13 protein-coding genes are annotated in these 16,599 nt (G+C 71.0%); 2 read left to right on the top strand and 11 right to left on the bottom strand.

From position 1 onward, the window contains the following. Positions 1-12: 12 nt before the first annotated feature. From WYM_RS06760 to WYM_RS06740, 5 genes are all read right to left on the bottom strand, one after another. Positions 13-4,596 (bottom strand): FtsK/SpoIIIE domain-containing protein, encoded by a 4,584-nt coding sequence (locus tag WYM_RS06760; protein ID WP_019180067.1) that lies wholly within the window; start codon positions 4,594-4,596, stop codon positions 13-15. Between the two features lie 27 nt (positions 4,597-4,623). Then, the gene (locus WYM_RS06755; RefSeq protein ID WP_026059621.1) at positions 4,624-6,018 is read right to left on the bottom strand and encodes an RDD family protein; all 1,395 of its coding nucleotides are present in this window, start codon (positions 6,016-6,018) and stop codon (positions 4,624-4,626) included. Positions 6,019-6,161: 143 nt separating this feature from the next. After that, positions 6,162-7,766: a bifunctional phosphoribosylaminoimidazolecarboxamide formyltransferase/IMP cyclohydrolase gene (gene purH, locus WYM_RS06750; RefSeq protein WP_019180066.1), complete on the bottom strand. Its 1,605-nt coding sequence runs from the start codon at positions 7,764-7,766 to the stop codon at positions 6,162-6,164. A 33-nt stretch (positions 7,767-7,799) separates the two neighbouring features. Continuing rightward, complete coding sequence (gene purN, locus WYM_RS06745; RefSeq protein WP_019180065.1) at positions 7,800-8,420, bottom strand: phosphoribosylglycinamide formyltransferase; 621 nt, start codon at positions 8,418-8,420, stop codon at positions 7,800-7,802. A gap of 71 nt (positions 8,421-8,491) precedes the next feature. Continuing rightward, positions 8,492-9,976, bottom strand: a complete 1,485-nt coding sequence (locus WYM_RS06740; protein WP_019180064.1) for a DUF6350 family protein — start codon at positions 9,974-9,976, stop codon at positions 8,492-8,494. 123 nt (positions 9,977-10,099) lie between these two features. On the opposite strand from WYM_RS06740, the gene WYM_RS06735 reads away from it, so the two are divergent. Beyond that, positions 10,100-11,584 carry an NCS2 family permease gene (locus tag WYM_RS06735; RefSeq protein WP_019180063.1) on the top strand — a complete coding sequence of 495 codons (1,485 nt, stop codon included), beginning with the start codon at positions 10,100-10,102 and terminating at the stop codon, positions 11,582-11,584. 11 nt (positions 11,585-11,595) lie between these two features. Here WYM_RS06735 and WYM_RS06730 read toward each other — a convergent pair whose 3' ends face one another. From WYM_RS06730 to WYM_RS06710, 5 genes are all read right to left on the bottom strand, one after another. After that, on the bottom strand, positions 11,596-12,339 hold the full coding sequence (locus WYM_RS06730; RefSeq protein WP_019180062.1) for a formylglycine-generating enzyme family protein: 744 nt from the start codon (positions 12,337-12,339) through the stop codon (positions 11,596-11,598). 75 nt (positions 12,340-12,414) lie between these two features. After that, complete coding sequence (locus tag WYM_RS06725; RefSeq protein WP_019180061.1) at positions 12,415-12,600, bottom strand: hypothetical protein; 186 nt, start codon at positions 12,598-12,600, stop codon at positions 12,415-12,417. A 10-nt stretch (positions 12,601-12,610) separates the two neighbouring features. Next, positions 12,611-14,176, bottom strand: a complete 1,566-nt coding sequence (locus WYM_RS21045) for a polysaccharide deacetylase family protein (protein ID WP_019180060.1) — start codon at positions 14,174-14,176, stop codon at positions 12,611-12,613. Further along, positions 14,173-14,736 carry a hypothetical protein gene (locus tag WYM_RS06715; RefSeq protein ID WP_157524938.1) on the bottom strand — a complete coding sequence of 188 codons (564 nt, stop codon included), beginning with the start codon at positions 14,734-14,736 and terminating at the stop codon, positions 14,173-14,175. Before WYM_RS06715 ends, WYM_RS21045 begins: the two co-directional genes overlap by 4 nt. A 115-nt stretch (positions 14,737-14,851) precedes the next feature. Beyond that, positions 14,852-15,292 (bottom strand): nitroreductase family deazaflavin-dependent oxidoreductase, encoded by a 441-nt coding sequence (locus WYM_RS06710; RefSeq protein ID WP_019180058.1) that lies wholly within the window; start codon positions 15,290-15,292, stop codon positions 14,852-14,854. Between the two features lie 57 nt (positions 15,293-15,349). On the opposite strand from WYM_RS06710, the gene WYM_RS06705 reads away from it, so the two are divergent. Continuing rightward, positions 15,350-15,580, top strand: coding sequence for a tautomerase family protein (locus WYM_RS06705; RefSeq protein WP_019180057.1), 231 nt, complete (start codon positions 15,350-15,352; stop codon positions 15,578-15,580). A gap of 80 nt (positions 15,581-15,660) precedes the next feature. Here the strand turns inward: WYM_RS06705 and sucD are convergent, their stop codons facing one another. Further along, positions 15,661-16,563: a succinate--CoA ligase subunit alpha gene (sucD, locus tag WYM_RS06700; protein ID WP_019180056.1), complete on the bottom strand. Its 903-nt coding sequence runs from the start codon at positions 16,561-16,563 to the stop codon at positions 15,661-15,663. Between the last annotated feature and the right edge of the window lie 36 nt (positions 16,564-16,599).

Here is a 16,599-nt window from a genome sequence, read left to right as displayed (position 1 = left end):
GCGCCCCGGATGTCAGGCGCTCGGGACGTCGACGGCGTCGACGTCGACGTCGACAGCGGCCGGCGCGCCGGCGGGCGCCGGCGCCGGCTCGACCGGAAGCGTCGACGCGTCCAGCAGCGGCAGCTGCACGGTGACCTGCCGGCCGGCCTGGACGAAGATGCCCCGGCCGTCCGGGAAGTCGGCCCGCTTGACCTTGGGGAACGGCACCTTGAAGATCGCGTCGCCGTCGAAGGCGTCGGGCTTGAGGATCACGCCCTTGCGCCCGCCCTTGAAGTCGCCGATGAGGCCGAAGCCGCTGGTCACCTGCGAGACGTCGGCGTCGCCGATGAGGAAGTGCTCGCTGCGATTGACCGCCTGGAACAGCGCCTTGAGCGGTCGCTCGGCCGGAGAGTCGGCGAACTGCGGCACGTCTTCGATCACGACCATGAGACGTGCCGCGAGGGACTCGTCGGTCACGAGCTCGGCAAGCTCGGTGGCGAGCTCCTTGGCGTCGTCGACGGTCGTCGCGCTGCGCATCCACGGCGCGAAGTCCCTCAGCTGCGAGCGTCGGCCGCCGAAGTGGAACAGCCGCACCGACGGGTCGAAGCGCACCATCGCCGTGATGAGGGCCTTCATCGCGTTGGTCTTGCCCGCCAGCGGCGGTCCCGCGACGACGAAGCTGCCCACCGGGTCGAAATCGCGTGGTGCCAGCGTGTCCTCGGCGACCCCGAGCACCGGGAACTCGCCGATCCGGTCCGGCATGGCGTTCCAGACCAGGCGGGTGGGAAGCGATCCGATCTCGTCGACCTCGCGGGCGCCGAGGGCGCGCAGCTCGTCGGCCCACTGTCCGAGCAGCTTGGTCTGCTCGGCGACGTTCGGCGTGCCGCCGAGCACGGCGATCTGGGTCTCGAACCCGTCGACGATCGCGCGTCCCGGCGCCGACCGCTCATCGAGCACGTCTTTCGGGGCGTTCAGCAGCGAGTAGGCGTTCTCGTCCGACAGCCGCAGGATCACCCGTCGCGAGACGTTCGAGCTCACGGCCGTGGGTACCGAGCCCGAGCGGTCGGCCGTCGCGACGACGTGCACGCCCAGCGGGCGACCCTCACCCAGGATCCGCATGAACGCCTGGTAGAACGGCATCCGCGCCGTCGTGGACTCCCACTCCGCGCGGAACTGCGGCAGGCCGTCGAGCAGGAGGATGACCCGTGGCTCGTCGCGGCCGGTCAGCTCCCGGTATTCGGCGATGCTCGACGCGTTCGCCGCGCTGAACCGCTTGCCGCGGTCGTCGAGCATGCGCCCGAGCGACCGCATGATGCGCTGCACACGCTCCGCATCGTCGCCCGGAATGATCGAGCCGACGTGCGGGAGCACCTCGAGGCTCTTGAGGGAGCCCGAACCGAAGTCCAGTCCGTATACGGCGACGTTCTCGGCACGGCGACCCATCGCTGCCGAGATCGCCACCGTGCGCAGCACCGTGGACTTGCCCGAGCCGCTCGTGCCGTACACCAGGAGGGATCCGTCCCGGTCGGGCTCGAAGTACACCGCCTCCTGCAGCTGCTTCTCGGGGATGTCGCTCTTGCCGAGCAGGATCGAGCCGGCGCGTCCGGCCGACAGCGCCCTGATGTCGACAGTCGACTCGAGGTCGTCGAGCCACGGTCGCCGGGGCGCGGGCACGCGCGCCTGCTGCGCCGCCGAGATCAGGGTCGCGACGATGCGCTTCTGGTCGTTGGGCCCGGGGTCGACGTCGTGCGCGGCGTCCTCCGCCGGCTCCTCCAGTTCCCACTTCTGCACCGAGCCGAACCGCAGCTCGGCCACCGTGACGTCGGCGGCCACCTGCTCGTCGCTGCTCCAGCCGCCGGCGTACGCCGACTGGAACGATACGAGCCGGCCCGGCCCCGTCTTCGCGATGCCGCGCCCGGGGATGCCGGGATCGAAGCGCGCCGCCACCGGGTCGTCGACGACGTCCTTGGAGTCCGACTCGTCGGCCATGCGCAGCGCCACGCGCAGATTGGTGTTCGCGCGCAGATTGTCTTTGATGACGCCGGCGGGCCGCTGCGTGGCCATGATGAGGTGGATCCCGAGGGACCGGCCGCGCTGGGCGATGTCGACGACGCCGTCCACGAACTCGGGGACTTCACCGGCGAGCGCGGCGAACTCGTCGATGACGAGGACGAGGGCGGGGGGCGTGTCGGGATCGCGCCGCTTCTCGAGCTCGAGCAGGTCCTTGGCCTTCTTGCGGTTGAACAGGTGCTCTCGGTAGTGCAGCTCGGCCCGCAGGCTCGTGAGCGCACGCCGCACCAGGTGCGGGCTGAGGTCGGTCACGAGGCCCACGCAGTGGGGCAGCTCGACGCAGTCTGCGAAAGCCGATCCGCCCTTGTAGTCGACGAACAGGAACGTGACGCGGTCGGGGCTGTGCGCCGCCGCCATGCCGAGCACCCACGCCTGCAGGAACTCGGACTTTCCGGCGCCCGTCGTGCCGCCTACGAGTGCGTGCGGACCCTGCGTGCGCAGGTCGAGGGTCATCGCGTCGGTGGGTCCCTGGCCGACGATGGCGCGCAGTGTGCCGGCCTTCTTGAGGCGCGGGAGCGAGGCGCCCGAGCGGTCGAGGATCGTGTTGTTCTCGCGCCAGCGCTCGACCGCGAACGACGGATCCGAGGCCATCTCGCCGCCGATGAGCGAGAGGAACATGACGGAGTTCGGGATGTCGGACGAGTCCTCGATGACCGTGCTCGAGTCCTCGACGGGTGCCAGGCGCTTGGCCATCACGGTCATGAGCTCGTTCGAGACGCCCTCCACCACCGTGGTCGGGTACTCGACGCCGCTGCGGACGGTGCCGGCGCGCGCGGCCTCCAGGCCGCCCGAGACGTCCAGGAAGCTGCGGCAGACGGCCGGGAGCGCGTCGACGACGGGCGCGACGAAGAGGCCGTAGACCCCCACATCGGCGCCCCGCTCGAGAACCTGCGTGAGCCGGGCGCGATCGACGGGAGCGTCGGAGGTGACGATCACCACGACCGCCGTCTGTCCGGGGAACGTGGCCTCCTCGGCGGCACGGCGCACATCGGTGCCGTAGCGCATGGGATCCCAGTCATCGTCGAACGGCAGCCGCTGCGACGACGCCGCCTTCGAGCGGCGCATCACGAGCTCTTCGAGTGCCGACAGCAGGGCGGTGCCGGTGGAGGCCGAGTCCGACAGGGGCATGTCGCGGAACGGGCTGCGCTCGCTCGTGGTGTGCGGCAGCCACTTCAGCCACTCGAGCTGACGCGCCCACTGGGGCTCGGTGAGAGCGACGGCGACGAGCTCATTCGGCGAGTGCAGGCCGAACAGCTGCACGCACAGCCCGCGCAGGGCGTCGGCGGCCTCACGGGGCGGACCGGCGACGCCGATCACGCCGACGCTCTGCAGCGACTCGAGCACCGGGACACCGTCGATCATGCGGTACCGCTGGCGGAGCTTCTCGACGCGCTCGACGTACTCCTGCAGCGCGTCGGGGTTCTCGGCGTTCTTCACCGTGGTCCGCGACTCGGCCTCGCACGTGCCCAGGCGCAGGGCGAGGAAGTTCCAGTGCTCTGGGCGCCTCGTCCACAGCATCGGGCCGAGCCGCATCGCCTCGTCGAAGACCACCGCGACCGGCGGCACCTCGGCGTTGCGCACTTCGCGCTCGCGCGGCCGCTCGCGATACAGAGTCTCTTCGAGCTCCTCGAAGGTGCGCTCGAAGACCTCGGCCTCCTTCTTCACGCGCTGCCCCACTTGCGTGCGCTGCGAGATGAAGTTGCCGAACAGCATGAGCGGCGAGAGCAGTACCACCAGGAGCGAGCGGGTGTTGCCCGTCATCGCGAAGAGCGAGACGCCGAGGATGATCGGAGCGACCAGCATCGGCCAGGGGAACAGACGCGACACCGGGTCTTTGGGCATGCGCGGTTCGGGGAGCTCCTCCCCCACGTAGCGCGGCTCGACCCGTGGACTGCGGTTGAACAGCAGCGTGCCGCCGCGCTCGAGGACGGGGTCGGGATCGGCCGGCGCGTAGTCCTGCACCATGTGGACGACCAGCTCGGTGTCGCCGAGCGCGAACCGCTGGCCCGGGATCACGCGCAGGCGCTGCACCAGACCGCCGTCGACCACGATGCCGTTCGCCGAGTTCAGGTCGACCAGGTCGACCGTGCCGCCGACCTCGATGCGCGCGTGCCGCTTCGAGATGAGCGGGTCGTCCAGCACGATGTCGTTGCCGGCGGCGCGGCCTATCGTGAAGTGGCCGCGGGGCAGCTGGAACTCGCGCCCGGCGAACGGCCCGGCGACGACGTAGAGGATCGCCGCCGCCGGCGCTCCGGCGCGGCGCGCGGCGACGTAGTCGGCACCCAGGTTGACGATCGATGCGACGAAGCCCGATCCCACCGGCGCGTCGCTGATCAGCATGTCGGGCTCGAGAAGCTGGAACGTCGACGAGGTGGGAGGGGCCACACGAAGGGTGAGCACGTCATCCGCGCCGGCGGCGAGCTCTCGCGCCGGGTCGGCCTCGACGATCCTGCGCGCCACGTCCTGCACGGTCGCGGTGGTGTCGGAGGTGACGACGATGTCGGTGTGCTTGTCGTCGCGACGCTCGAGCGTCAGTTTGAGTCTCATCTGCCTGTCCTGGTGCGGGGGCCTGCGTCAGCCGATGCGGATTCGTGCGTGTCGGTCTCCGAGGCGGATCGTGTCCCCGGCCCGCAGGGCGAACTGCTCCTGCGGGGCCAGGGTGTGCTCGTCGCCGTCGCGCACCACTCCGCTCCCGTTGGTCGAGCCGAGGTCGATGATCGTGACGGCGGCACCGGATCGGAGGATCGCGAGATGCGTCTTGGACACCGACTTGGTCTGGTCGTCGATGGCGACCGGCGTGAGCGGCGGCGCGCCCGCGGGAAGCGCGGGATCCCGACCGAGCAGGATGCCGGCGCCGGTGATGTCGATCGTGCGACCGTCGTCGAGTGTGAGCACGACGCTGCCGCGGGGTGCACTCGGCTCATGAGCATTCGGCTCGTGCGCTGCCGGCGGAGCGGCGACGGATGCCGGAGCCACCCGTGCCGCCTCGGGTGCGGCGGCTGCGTCATCCGCTTCGGGGAGAAGTCGCGGCGGAACCCAGCCCGAGCCGCCCGAGCCGGTCGAGACGTCCGAGGGTGCGCCCACCGAGACGGAGGCGGACGGTGCAAGCGCCGGTGCCGCTGCGGGGGTCAGCAGCTGCGGCACGACCGAGGGCGGGGCGACCGGCGCGACGGCAGGAGCTGGCGGATCCGCCTGGTCGGCGGATGCCGCGCCGGCACCCGCATCGCCGCGCTGCGCCCCCAGCACCCCGCCGCTGCTGCGAGAGGTCGGGATGTAGGCGGTCGCCCCGCGATGGTCGACCGGCGTCGCCAGGGAAGGCAGCTCGCTGCGGACGTCGGCGAGGTCCGTCGCCGCGGTCTTGCGCGCGATGCGCATGCGCTTGGCGTCGTACGGATTGAGCCCGTCGCGCGCATCGACCAGCCACGTCGCGCCGGCGAGGTCGGCCCATCCGCGCCCCCGGCGCTCGGGGTCGAAGAACGGCGAGAGCGCGATGACGAGCAGCGGTCCGAGCAGCGGCAGCGCGAAGCTGGCCCAGAGCACCAGGGCGCGCAGCACGGCGCCACGCCAGAAGCCGGGGCGCTCGAGCGTGCGCACGTTGACCGAACGCAATCCGGTGAGCGCCTTGCCCAGCGTGACGCCGCGGCGGCCGTGCAGGATGAGCTGCACGATGACGAACGCCGATGTCAGCGCGCTCGAGATCGCGGCGAAGACGATCACGAGGATGAGGTCGCCGCCGGTCACGCCGGACGTCGTAGGCGCCAGCGCCATGCCGAGCAGTGCGGGCAGCGCTCCGATGAGGAGCGGAAGGAGCAGCACGAGGTAGACGGCCACCTCGATGGTCGCCGACAGCGCGCGCCGGCCGAAGGGCGCCGCCACGAGGCCGAGCGATGCCGCGTACTCGGGCCGCGCGCGCCCGTGCTCGTCGAGCCCCTCGATCCTGCGGGCCTGCTCGTCGATCTCCCAGATCACCGGTCCTCCTGATGCACACTCCGGATCGACCCTAACGCGGCGCGCGAGACGCGCTCGTCGCAGGCGGTCACGGCGCAGCCGAGTGGCATCAGGCTAACCGTGCAGCGCGACGACGCCGATGGGGAGGATTCCCCATGCGGAGGTCAGTGGAAGAAGTGGCGTTCCCCGGTGAAGAACATGGTCACGCCTGCGGCCTGCGCCGCCGCGATGACCTCGTCGTCGCGGACCGAGCCGCCGGGCTGCACGATGGCCGAGATGCCGGCGTCGAGCAGCACCTGCGGTCCGTCGGCGAACGGGAAGAAGGCATCGGATGCCGCGACCGAGCCGGCGGCGCGATCGCCGGCGCGCTCCACCGCGAGCCGGCACGAGTCGACGCGGTTGACCTGACCCATGCCGATGCCGACCGTCGCCGAGCCCTTCGCCAGGACGATCGCGTTCGACTTCACGGCGCGGCAGGACTTCCACGCGAAGATGAGGTTGGTCATCTCCTCGTCGGCGGGTCGCTCGCCCGACACCAGCTGCCAGTCCTTCGCCACCGACTCGATGTCGTCGGGGAAGCGGTCGGCGTCCTGCAGCAGCAGGCCGCCCGACACGAGGCGCACGTCCATCCGCTCCTGCTGCCAGTCGGCGGGGAGCTTCAGCACGCGCAGGTTCTTCTTGAGGCGGAACACCTCCAGTGCGGCCGGCTCGAAGTCGGGGGCGACGATGACCTCGGTGAAGATGTCGCGCAGGTTCTCCGCCATCTTGAGCGTTACCGTGCGATTGGCGGCGATGACTCCGCCGAAGGCCGACACCGGGTCGCACTCGTGCGCGCGCAGGTGAGCGCTCGCAATGGGGTCGAGGGCGTTCGGCGCGCTGACGGCGATACCGCACGGGTTCGCGTGCTTGATGATCGCGACGGCGGGCTTGACCATGTCGAACGCGGCGCGGAGGGCCGCGTCGGCGTCGACGTAGTTGTTGTACGACATCTCCTTGCCCTGCACCTGCGTCGCCTGCGCGATGCCGTGACCGCCGGTGCGCGTGTAGATCGCCGCGCGCTGGTGGGAGTTCTCGCCGTACCGGAGGGTGCTCAGCCGCTCCGCCTTGATCGTGAGGTGCGCGGGCAGGTCGGTCTCGGTGAGCGTGCCCTCGGCGAACCACGTCGCGACGGCACGGTCGTAGTCGGCGGTGTGGGCGAAGGCGCGAGCGGCGAGCTCGCGGCGCTGGACCAGGCTCGTGCCGCCGTTGGCCAGCGACTCGATCACAGCCGGATACGACTCGGGAGACACCACGATCGCGACGTTGGCGTAGTTCTTCGCCGACGCCCGCACCATCGCGGGGCCTCCGATGTCGATCTGCTCGACGACCTCGTCTCCCTGGGCGCCCGAGCGGACGGTCTCGACGAACGGATAGAGGTTCACGACCACGAGCTCGAACGGCTCGATGTCGAGCTCGGCCAGCTGACGCTCGTGGTCCTCCAGGCGCAGATCGGCCAGAAGGCCCGCGTGCACGCTCGGGTGGAGGGTCTTCACCCGTCCGTCGAGCGACTCGGGAAAGCCGGTGACGCTCGCGACATCGGTCACCGCGTAGCCGGCGTCACGGACGGTCGCCGCCGTCGACCCCGTCGAGACGATCTCGATCCCGGCGCCCGCGAGTGCCTCGGCGAGCCGCAGCAGATCGGTCTTGTCGCTGACCGAGACGAGGGCCCGGCGGATGGGGACCACGTCGCGAGGTCGGTACAGGGCGGGGTCGTGGCTCGGTCCGGCCATGGCGGATGTCTCCTCGGGTGATGGGAAAAAAAGTCAGGGGGCGGATGCCTCGGCGCCGGCGGCGCGGGAAGCGATCTGCGCGAGATCGAGCTCGCCCGACGCGACGCGGCGCACGACGTCGATCAGCAGCCGTCGCTCGACGGGCTTGATGCGTTCATGGAGCGCGTGCTCATCATCGCCGGCGAGCACCGGCACGCGCTCCTGGGCGAGGATCGGCCCGCTGTCCACGCCGTTGTCGACGATGATGACGCTCGCACCGGTCTGCTCGACCCCGGCGGCGAGGGCGTCGCGCACGCCGTGCGCACCGGGGAACTCGGGCAGGTACGCCGGATGGGTGTTGATGATGCGGGGCGACCGCTCGTCGACGAGCGTCGCCGGAAGCAGCCGCATGAGTCCGCTCAGGACGACGAGATCCGGCCGCCACACCCTCAGCTGGGCGGCGAGCTCGGCGCCCCACTCCTCGCGCGATGCGAACATCGCCCAGGGCACCATGAACGTCGGAATCCCGTACTCCTCGGCGTGCGCGAAGCCCTCGGCCTCGCGATCGGCGCCGACGACGACGATGCGGGCGGGAAACTCGGGGTCGGCCGCCGCGTCGAGCAGAGCGCGCAGATTCGACCCTGTGCCCGAGATGAGTACGGCGACCGTGAGCACCCAGTCAGTGTAGTCACGATCCCTCCGTCGTGCCGGGCGGAGCGGTCACGATCGCTCCGCCTGCGGAGGCGTCAGCGGGTCAGGTCGATCGGCTCGGTCCCGCTGTCGTCGTCCGTCCACGGGTCGGACGACGCAGGCGGACGAGCGCGCCCGCGAGGCGACACCAGCAGGATCGCCGCGCCGACGAACACTTCGAGACCGATCGCCAGTGCCACCGGTCCGGCGTCGGGGCCGACGGCCGACAGCCGGCCCGGGCCGATCGAGCCCGATGCGGCCAGCGCGAGCAGGCCAGCGGCCGCCGCGGCGAGCACCGCGATGCCGGTCGCCGCGACGAGGCGTGGAGCGATCGGGTCCTCGCCGGCGTCGGCGCCCCGGTCGATCGCGTCGAGCTGCACCGGCTCGGACGAGCGCGTCGGCGACTCGGTCGTCGCCCGGGTCGCGAGCAGCCCCTCGAGCGCCGCCGTGCGGGTCGCGTCGAACCCTGCGGCGGCCGCAGCCGACACCGGTGTCCGGTTCGCGTCCCGAGGCTGCGGCATCCGCGGCGCACTTCTCGGAGCGTCGAACCGGGATGCGTGGCCCAGAAGCCGTGAGCGCGCGATCCATCCCGCGAAGGCGCCGAGTGCCACCGGCAGAAGCGCGAGGAGCAGCAGCCACGGTGTCGTCGACTCGGGAACCGCCCCGAGGATCGGCAGGCCCGGCACCACCCCGACCTGCGTGGCGGCCGGTGAGACGGACGTGCCGGCGCCCACCGCGAAGCCCGGACCGGCCGCGAACGACAGCCCCCAGACAACGAGCGTCGGAAGATACGCCAGCTGCGCGAGCGTGAGCACCGTCGCGCCGATCGCGTCGACATTGCCGGCTTGGAAGAGCGCGACGACGTGCCCCGCGCGTACGAAGACGGCCACCGCCACGACCGCGGCCCCGAGCGCGACGAGCCCCGTGACGACGACGGCCGTCCCGCGTGCCACGACGGCCGGCACATCGCCCCAACCGTGCGGCGCCGCTTCGATCCGGTCACGCAGCCGTGCCACAGCGCCGGCTCCGGCCTCGCTCCACTCGGTCACCACCGCGGCCAGCGCCGCGGGCACCGTGAAGAGCAGCACAGGAATCAGGATCGCCTGCCATGTCTCGGCTCGAGCGACGGAGTTCTGTGCCGTGAGAGCGGCTCCGGCGGTCAGCGCGGCGAAGACGAGGGCGGCGCTCGAGACCCCGGTCACCCATGCTTCGGCCCGCGACGCGCGCACTCCGGAGCGAGCGGCGAAGATCACCGTGAACGCCGCGAAGGCGAGCGGCGCGAGTGAGAGGACGAAGGATGCCGCGGTCCCGTCGATCCCGGTGGCCGCGAGGTATTCGGGGGGCAGGGCGACGGTCAGCGGCACCAGATTGCCCAGCTGCCAAAGCGCGACGCCTGCCGGCCAGATCGCGCCCCAGTCGGCCGCTCCGCCGAAGCCGAACACCCACAGCAGCGTCAGCGGCGCGAGGGTCGCTGCAAGGCCGACGGCCACCGCGAGGATGGCGTCGACGGCGGCGAGCAGGGCGACGATGAGGCGATTCATGCGCCATCGACCCTACTTCGAGCCGGAGGGCGCCTCGGGGTGACCGCGCGGCGGGCCGAGGCATCCGCTCAGCGGATCCTCAGCTTCGCGCGCAGCGACTAGCCTCTTCGTCGGAGGTCATTCATGAGCACAGCCCCGTCCACCGCGCCCGGCGCCGACACGTCCGGCACCGCGCCCGCCCCCGAGCCGAAGAACGGCTTGGACCGGTTCTTCGAGATCACCCGACGCGGCTCGACGGTCGGATCCGAGGTGCGCGGCGGCGTCGTGACCTTCGTGACGATGGCCTACATCGTCATCCTGAACCCGATCATCCTCTCCAGCGGAGTGGACGTCGACGGCAACACCCTCGGGTTCTCGCAGGTGGCGGCGACCACGGCACTCACGGCCGGGGTCATGACGGTCCTGTTCGGCCTCGTGACGCGCCTGCCGTTCGCGTTCGCGGCGGGCCTCGGCATCAACTCGTTCCTCGCCGTCGCCGTGGTCGGGCAGGTGACGTGGCCCGAGGCGATGGGCCTGGTCGTCATCAACGGCCTCATCATCGTGCTGCTGGCGGCGACGGGGCTGCGGCGCATGATCTTCGATGCGGTGCCGATTCAGCTGAAGCTCGCCATCACGGTCGGCATCGGCCTGTTCATCGCCTTCATCGGGTTCGTCGACGCCGGCTTCGTCACGGCGACCGGCGCGTCCTCTCCCCCGGTGGGCCTTGGCGTGAACGGGTCTGTGGGGACTGTCCCGACGCTGATCTTCGTGTTCACGCTGCTGCTGACCGGCATCCTCGTGGCCCGAAAGGTCAAGGGCGGCATCCTCATCGGTCTCGTCTCCGGAACGGTCGTCGCGGTCGTCGTCGAGGCGATCTGGAACCTCGGCCCCAAGATCGACGGCGACACCGTGAACCCGGGCGGATGGGGCCTGTCGGTGCCGGAGCTGCCCGCGTCGCTCGTCAGCGTGCCCGATTTGTCGCTGGTCGGCCAGATCTCGTTCGGCTCGTTCGAGCGCATCGGCGTGCTCGCGGCGCTCATGCTCGTCTTCACCCTCGTCTTCACGAACTTCTTCGACGCGATGGGCACCATGACCGGCCTGTCGAAGGAGGCCGGACTCGCCAACGAGAAGGGCGACTTCCCGCGCATCAAGTCCGCGCTCATCGTCGAGGGCATCGGAGCCGTCGCCGGTGGCCTGACATCGAGCTCGTCGAACACGGTGTTCATCGAGTCCGGATCGGGCATCGGCGAAGGAGCCCGCACCGGGCTGGCGAACGTCGTGACGGGAGCGCTGTTCCTGGTGGCGATGTTCTTCACGCCGCTCGTATCGATCGTTCCCAGCGAGGTCGCCGCCGCCGCGCTGGTGATCGTGGGCGCGCTGATGATGTCGCAGATCAAGTACATCGACCTGTCGGACTTCGCGGTGCTGCTCCCGGTGTTCCTCGCCATCACCGTGATGCCGCTGACCTACTCGATCGCCAACGGCATCGGAGCAGGGTTCATCTCCTGGGTCGTGCTGCGATCACTGTCGGGCAAGGCACGCGACATCAGCCCGCTGCTGTGGATCGTCGCGGCCGGATTCCTGCTCTACTTCGCGCGCGGGCCGATCGAGGTGCTGCTCGGCACATAGGCGTCGAGGGGTCAGGCGCGCGGCGTCCAGCCGGATGGGAGCGGACCGTCCGCGGTCTCGCGCTCGTCGTCGGCCGCGGCCGACCAGCCCTGCGCCGCGTTCTCGCTGTCGAAACCGCCTCGCGCGACACGGAAGCCGACGTCGTCGTGGTGCATGCGCGGCGCTCCACCGCGGCGGGTGGACGACCGCACGCTGAACGCGTCGTCGGCGAAACCGCCGCCACGGAAGACGCGGTAGTCGCGGTAACGGGCCGGGTCGAGGAAGTCCCAGCACCATTCCCAGACGTTCCCGAGCGTGTCGAAGAGGCCGTTGAGGTTCGGCAGCTTGCCGCCGATGTCCTGCGGGCTGCGGACGCCGTCGGCGCTGGTCCACGCGATCTCGGCGAGCGGGCCGTAGTGCGGACCGGTCGATCCCGCGCGGCACGCGTACTCCCACTCGGCCTCGGTCGGCAGCCGGTACCCGTCTGCGTCGACGTGCCATGTGACGTCTTCTCCGTCGAACGAGTACGCGGGGTCCAAGCCCTCCCACTCCGACGCCGCGTTGCAGAACCGGATCGCGCGCAGCCAGCTGACATCGGTGGCCGGGCGGCGCGGGTGGTCCGCGGTCTCACCGAGCATCTCGGCGAGCTGCTCCTGAGTGACCGGGTAGACGCCGATCTGGAACGGCTCCAGATCGACGGTCCACCGCCTCTTGCGTCGGGCGTCGTGCAACGCGACGGCGCCTGCCGGGATGCGGGCGAGCTCGATGTCGGTCACGGCGGAAGTATCGCATGCACCCCACACGGTCCGGCGCGGGCTACGGCTCTGGTCGGGCGCAGCCCCGGGGATGGGTCAGCGGGTGGTGCGGCGCGTGCCCAACGGCAGCATCGGAAGGAACAGTCCGGCGAACAGAACCAGGGGCAACCAGCTGCTGGACGCCACCGCCGCCACGACGCCGATGACGGCGACGGCGATCGCCAGCAACCAGATGACCGTTCTCACCCATCCCGGCGCGGCCGCCGGACGACTCTCGCTCATGCTTCGGAGCCTAGCCCGGCGCCCGGCGCCACGCACCCGAAGCGGGAAGCTCGCCGCCGAACAGCTGGCGGACGGTCACGAGCACGAAGCCCCGATCGAGCAGCCCGTCCATGACGGCGCCGGCGGTGCGCGCGGTGCGCTCGTGGATGTCGTGGAGCAGCACGATCGATCCCGGTCGCGGCTGGGTGACCGCGCGGCCGGTCAGCACGTCGTCGGACGGCCCCTGCCAGTCGAGGGCGTCGACGTCCCACAGGATCGCCGGCATGCCCGCGGCGGCCAGTACCTCCGGAGTGAACTCGCCGTACGGCGGGCGGAACGCAGTGATCCGCTGCCCCGACGCGGCTTCGAGAGCCCTGGTCGAATCCTGGATCTGCGCGGCCACCTCCCGGGGCGTGAGCCGCGGCAGGTGCGGGTGATTCCAGGTGTGTCCCTCCACCTCATGACCCTCACGGGTCATCCGGGCGAGGGTCTCGGCGTGCCCGCGCGCGTTCTCGCCCATCGCGAAGAACGTGGCGGCGCCGTCGCGAGCCGACAGCTCGTCGAGGATCGCCGGCGTCAGTCCCGACGGCCCGTCGTCGTACGTGAGGGCGACACAGGGGACGAGCGCGCAGTCGATCGTGCGGTCTCCGGCCGGCGCGGCGAGCGGACCGGCATACGGCTCTGCGAGCGTTGCGAGCACACGTGCGCCGAACGGCGAGACGAGCGGCGCGGCGACGTTCGGCGGCACCGCGATCGAGATCGGCTCGGTCGTGGGCGGAACTCCGAGTGCGGCGAGATCGGGCGACACGAAGCCGGGCGCGAGCGTGATCACGAAGCCCTCCGCCGACGGCACCGTTGACGACAGGGCCGCGCGGATCGCCGCCAGCTGCCCCTCATCGCCGGCCGATGCAGGTCGCTGGCTCAGGGCGCCCGCCTCGCGCCGGACGCTCTCGACGATGCCGGCGCTGAGCGCCTCGGCGGCCCCTCCCGCCCAGAGTCCATCGGCGGCGATCGCCTCGCCGGTGAGGACGTCGGCGTAGACGATCGCGGTGGAGTCGGAGACGACGGTGCCTTCCTCGCCCGTCACCACCCGCAGTCTCTCGCCGAGGAACGGCCCCGTTGCCAGGACGATGCCGCAGACGACGGCCGTTCCCATCCCGCCCGCGGGGCCGAGCGCCGAGTCGGCGAGCAGGTCGGCGGCGGGCCGGCGGGTGCTTTCGAGCGTGCAGCGGCGGTCGCCGAGACCGGCGCCGGCGGGCGGGGCCGACGGCGCGTACGCGACTCCGGATGCCGCGACCCGACCGTCGATCGCCCCGCGAAGGTGCTGCTCCACCGCGGCGTTGAAGGTGGTCGTCGTCGGACCCTCGGGCAACAGGGTCACCCTCGCCTGGATGCCCAGCTCGTCGTTGCGCAGGCGTATCGGAAGGAGCGCCGGCGCGAGCGGTCCGCTCGCCTCGATCTCGTCGACGGGCTCGGTGGTGTGCACCATGCCCTGCTGCCACGAGGGGGGCGTCCAGTCTTCGCGGGACGCGGGCGCGCACGCCGTGAGCACGAGCGCCGCTGTGGCACCGAGCACGAGCGCGCGCCGTGCCCTCACCGGCGGATCCCCTCCATCAGCGCGCCGACCGCCGCGCGATAGGCCGGGGCGTCCGCCGCATTCACCGTGACCACGACGCGCACGCTCGGCTCGAGGGCAGGTTCGCCGACGCCCGCCACGATGCTGAGCTCGTCATCGCCGCGTCCCTCACCAGCCCGCCCGGCATCGGCGTGCACGGCCGTCAGACCGGACGCCAGCACCTCGGTGCGGACGACGCCCTCGAGCTCGGCGTCCTCGATCACCTGGGACGGGGTCTCGGTCACGACATCGAGCCGTGCGCGCAGTGCGCCGTCGGGAGTGCGTACCTCGACGGCATCCGCCGACTCGCGCCGCACGATCCACTCGGCCGGCACGACGACCGACGCGTCGCCCAGAGTCGTCGCCGTCCGCCCGTCCGAGACCTCACTGGCGATGTTCGCAAGCGTGGGTGGGAGGGCGGTCATCGTCGCGACGGTCACCGCGGCCACGACGAGAGCCGCGCCCAGGCACGCCAGAGCGATCTCCCACCGGCGCGCAGTTCTTTCGAGCGCAGCGGTTTCGACTCGCGTATCCCCGGTCACGCGGCCCCCTAACGGGGCTGAGTCTAGGGGGGCGATGCGGCGCGACGGCTCAGGATCGCTTCGTGTCTCGAGAACCCCCGTCCTCGATCAGGCAGCGCTCGTCATCTGCCGGTCCTCAGGCGTCGTGGGGCTCCAGCAGGAACACGGCGATCTGCCGGTCGGTCTTCGTCTGGTACCGGTCGTAGTCCGGCCACACCGCGGTCGAACGCGCCCACCACTCCGATCGCTCGTCGCCCGACAGCTCTCGCGCGGTGTAGTCGCGCGTGGCGGCGCCGTCCTGCAGTTCGACGTGCGAGTGCCGGCGCATGTTCTCGGCCCACTTCGGCTCGTCGGGTGCGCCACCCTTCGATGCGACGACAGCGTACCGTCCCTCGTGCTCCACGCGCATGAGCGCGGTCTTGCGCAGAGCGCCGGACTTCGCCCCCACGGTGGTCAGGACGATGATCGGGACACCCCGCAGCGTGTTCGCCTCCTGCCCGTTCGAGGCCTCGTATCTCTCGGCCTGCGTGCGGGCCCATTCGGACGTGGACGGCTTGTACTCTCCGGTCAGCGGCATGACTCCACGATACGGTCGGCGACGAGCAGTCCGGCGCATCACCCATATCGTCGAGGTATGCCCAACATCAGAGTCGAGCTTCTTCCCGGTCGCACGGTCGACCAGCGCCGCCGCTTCGCCGAGGAGGTCACGCGCGCCGCCGTCGAGGCGCTCGGCGCACGCCGGCAGGATGTGCGGATCATGTTCGAAGAGGTCGCGGCCGACCACGTCGCCAACGGCGGCGTGCTGGCCAGCGAAGACGAGACCCGCGCGGGCGTGCTGTCGAAGCTGGCCGGAAACGCCGGCTGACGGCACGCCGCGCGAATTCGAGAAGGGGCGGACGCCGAGCCTGTGGCTGCGGCATCCGCCCCTTCAGAAGTTCAGGAGCTCTAGAGCGACTCGACGATCTCGCGCATCAGGGCGGCGGTCTCGGACGGCGTCTTGCCGACCTTGACGCCGGCGGCCTCGAGGGCCTCCTTCTTGGCCTGCGCGGTTCCGGCAGAACCTGACACGATCGCGCCGGCGTGGCCCATCGTCTTGCCCTCCGGGGCGGTGAAGCCCGCGACGTAGCCGACGACCGGCTTGGTGACGTTGGCCTTGATGAAGTCGGCAGCGCGCTCCTCGGCGTCGCCGCCGATCTCGCCGATCATCACGATCGCCTTGGTCTCGGGATCGGCCTCGAACGCGGCGAGCGCGTCGATGTGCGTCGTGCCGATGACCGGGTCGCCGCCGATGCCGATGGCGGTCGAGAAGCCGATGTCGCGCAGCTCGAACATCATCTGGTACGTCAGGGTGCCCGACTTCGACACGAGTCCGATCGGGCCCTTGCCGGTGATGTTGGCCGGGGTGATGCCGACCAGCGACTCGTCGGGCGTGATGATGCCCGGGCAGTTCGGCCCGATGATACGGGTCTTGTTGCCCTTCGCGGTCGCGTAGGCCCACGCCTCGGCGGAGTCGCCGACGGGCACGCCCTCGGTGATCACCACGAGCAGCGGGATCTCGGCGTCGATGGCCTCGACCATCGCGGCCTTCGTGAAGGCGGCGGGGACGAACGCGATCGACACGTCGGCCCCGGTCTTCTCGATGGCCTCTTCGACCGATCCGAAGACGGGCAGCTCGACGCTGTTGCCGTCCTTGTCCTTGTGCAGCACCGTGGAGCCGGCCTTGCGCGCGTTCACGCCGCCCACGACATCGGTGCCGGCCTTGAGCATGAGTGCGGTGTGCTTGGTGCCCTCGCCGCCGGTGATGCCCTGGACGATGACCTTGGAGTCCTTGTTGAGGAAGATCGACATTTCTGTTCTTTCTATCCGGTCGCTGAGCTCGTCGAA

The sequence above is a fragment of the Microbacterium yannicii PS01 genome (assembly GCF_000304335.1).
GTDB lineage: Bacteria > Actinomycetota > Actinomycetes > Actinomycetales > Microbacteriaceae > Microbacterium > Microbacterium yannicii_A.
The sequence above is the reverse complement of the archived record's forward strand: the minus strand, read 5'-3'. Positions and strand labels throughout refer to the sequence as shown.

Excerpts from the sequence above, each read along its gene's own strand:
- WYM_RS06735 (WP_019180063.1), top strand. The coding sequence starts at position 10,100 with ATGAGCACAGCCCCGTCCACCGCGCCCGGCGCCGACACGTCCGGCACC.
- WYM_RS06760 (WP_019180067.1), bottom strand. The coding sequence starts at position 4,596 with ATGAGACTCAAACTGACGCTCGAGCGTCGCGACGACAAGCACACCGAC.
- WYM_RS06740 (WP_019180064.1), bottom strand. The coding sequence starts at position 9,976 with ATGAATCGCCTCATCGTCGCCCTGCTCGCCGCCGTCGACGCCATCCTC.
- purH (WP_019180066.1), bottom strand. The coding sequence starts at position 7,766 with ATGGCCGGACCGAGCCACGACCCCGCCCTGTACCGACCTCGCGACGTG.
- WYM_RS06705 (WP_019180057.1), top strand. The coding sequence starts at position 15,350 with ATGCCCAACATCAGAGTCGAGCTTCTTCCCGGTCGCACGGTCGACCAG.
- WYM_RS06710 (WP_019180058.1), bottom strand. The coding sequence starts at position 15,292 with ATGCCGCTGACCGGAGAGTACAAGCCGTCCACGTCCGAATGGGCCCGC.
- WYM_RS06725 (WP_019180061.1), bottom strand. The coding sequence starts at position 12,600 with ATGAGCGAGAGTCGTCCGGCGGCCGCGCCGGGATGGGTGAGAACGGTC.
- sucD (WP_019180056.1), bottom strand. The coding sequence starts at position 16,563 with ATGTCGATCTTCCTCAACAAGGACTCCAAGGTCATCGTCCAGGGCATC.